Here is a 2,127-nt window from a genome sequence, read left to right on the forward strand (position 1 = left end):
GCGTCTCGCGCTGCAGTGGCCGCTTCGCTCGCCGGGCATGGCCCGGCGCTACCGCAACGCCGCGTTGTCGGTGGAGCGGCTGAGGCGCTCCCAGGCATCGATGCGTTCTGTCATGGCAGCCAGCTTGCCGCGTACCAGGTGCAGGGCGTCGCTGCCCAACAGCAGATGCGTGGGTGGGTTGGGGGTGTCGATCACCTGCAGCATGGCTTGCGCGGCCTTGATCGGGTCGCCCAGCTGATGGCCGCTCTTTTCCTCGCGGGCGTTGCGGATCGGATCGAACAGCGCGTCGTAGTCGCCGATGCTGCGCGAGGCCCGCACCATCGAACGGCCAGCCCAATCGGTGCGGAACGAGCCCGGCGCGATCGCGGTCACATGGATGCCGAATGACGCCACTTCCTTGCCCAGCACCTCGCTGATGCCTTCCAGCGCAAACTTGCTGCCGCAGTACCAGGCGATGCCCGGCAAGGTGATGAAGCCGCCCATGGAGGTGATGTTGAGGATGTGACCGCGGCGGCGCGCGCGCATGTGCGGCAGCACGGCTTTGATCAGCGCGGCGGGACCGAACACGTTCACTTCGAACTGATGGCGCAGTTCGTCCAGCGTGGATTCTTCGAGGATGCCTTCGTGGCCGTAGCCGGCGTTGTTGACCAGCACGTCGATGGCGCCGATGTCGGCTTCGACGGTGGCTACCAGTGCATCGATGGCCGCAGCGTCGGTGACGTCCAGCAGGCGGCCGAAGGCGCGACCGGGTGCGAGGGCCGCAAATTGCTGGCGGGCAGATTCGCTGCGTACGGTGCCGACCACGCGATGGCCGGCCAACAGGGCCTGCTGGGCCAGGGCACGGCCGAAGCCGCTGCTGACGCCGGTGATGACGAGGAGGCGGGATTCGGTCATGGCCGAGGGCTCGTGGCTGGGGAGTTGCACGTTAGTGATTGAGTGCGCGGCCGCCCAGGCCTAAGCTTCGGGCTTTCTTGCCTATTCCTATGGGGCGCCCGATGCGGTCGGCCGATGATCCGCTGCAACATCCCGCACAGGCACGCATGGTGGGTCTGTTGCAGGCGTTGGCCGTGGACGAGGGCTACACGCTGACGGCAGTGCCCGGGGTGCGGCTGCTGCGCTCCAACCGTCCCTTGGCGCGCACGCCGGTGCTGTACGACCCCGGCATCGTGATCGTCTGCCAGGGGGTGAAGCGCGGCTATCTGGGCGGGGAGGTCTACCAGTACGACGCGCAGCACTACCTGGCAGTGTCGGTGCCGGTGCCCTTCACCATGGAGACCGAGGCCACGGCCGAGGCGCCGCTGCTGGCGATCTACCTGCATCTGGATCTGCAGCTGGCCGCAGATCTGCTGATAGAACTGGGCGAGCGCACTGCCAGCACCGAAGCGCCGGCAAGAAGCATGACGTCCAGCCCGATGCAGCCTGCGATGCAGGCCACGGTGCTGCGATTACTGGAAGCGCTGGCCGATCCATTGGAGGCCGACGTGCTGGGGCCCTCACTGGTGCGCGAGCTGTATTTCCGGGTGCTGAGCGGCGCACAGGGTGGGGCGCTGCGCGAGGCGCTGGCGATGCGCGGGCGCTTCGGCCGCATCGGCAAGGTGCTGCGGCATATCCACGCGGCCTATTCGACGGCGTTGGATGTGGATGCGCTGGCAGCGCAGGCGGAGATGAGCGTGGCCACGTTCCATGATCACTTCCGCAGCATTACCGGTACCTCGCCGATGCAGTATGTGAAGTCCACGCGGCTGCATCAGGCGCGGCTGCTGATGCTGCGGCAGGGCATGACGGCCGAGGCGGCATCGTTGGCGGTGGGGTACGCCAGCCCGTCGCAGTTCAATCGGGAGTTCAAGCGTTTGTTCGGGTTGCCGCCGGCGTCCGAGGTGGCGCGCATGCGGCGAAGTTTTGCGCTGCCGCCGGCGCCGGCCGATGCGCTGTATGTGTCTTCGCATTGATTGCGGCATTCGCCGGGCATGGCCCGGCGCTACCAGGGAAGCCCGTGTCAGGTAGCGCCGGGCCATGCCCGGCGAACGAGTCGGTTGACAGGGCGTCTACCTACTAGTAGGTTTACACCCATGAAAGAGTCACTGTCCCCCAAGGCCCACGAGATCCTGGCCCATGCCCGTTCGCTGC

Annotated in this window: 2 protein-coding genes; one reads left to right on the forward strand and one right to left on the reverse strand. The window is 67.0% G+C overall.

The window, feature by feature from the left end; translation table 11 throughout:
- Positions 1-48: 48 nt before the first annotated feature.
- Complete coding sequence (locus AB4Y84_RS19935) at positions 49-894, reverse strand: oxidoreductase (RefSeq protein ID WP_442250756.1); 846 nt, start codon at positions 892-894, stop codon at positions 49-51.
- A 101-nt stretch (positions 895-995) separates the two neighbouring features.
- Between AB4Y84_RS19935 and AB4Y84_RS19940 the strand changes: the two genes are divergently transcribed.
- Positions 996-1,949 carry an AraC family transcriptional regulator gene (locus AB4Y84_RS19940; RefSeq protein ID WP_442244959.1) on the forward strand — a complete coding sequence of 318 codons (954 nt, stop codon included), beginning with the start codon at positions 996-998 and terminating at the stop codon, positions 1,947-1,949.
- Positions 1,950-2,127 lie beyond the last annotated feature (178 nt).

It is taken from the genome of Stenotrophomonas sp. 2YAF22 (genome assembly GCF_052114665.1).
Taxonomy (GTDB): domain Bacteria; phylum Pseudomonadota; class Gammaproteobacteria; order Xanthomonadales; family Xanthomonadaceae; genus Stenotrophomonas; species Stenotrophomonas indicatrix.

Bases quoted from the DNA above. Each gene is read 5' to 3' on its own strand.
- AB4Y84_RS19935 (WP_442250756.1), bottom strand. From the start codon at position 894: ATGACCGAATCCCGCCTCCTCGTCATCACCGGCGTCAGCAGCGGCTTC.
- AB4Y84_RS19940 (WP_442244959.1), top strand. From the start codon at position 996: ATGCGGTCGGCCGATGATCCGCTGCAACATCCCGCACAGGCACGCATG.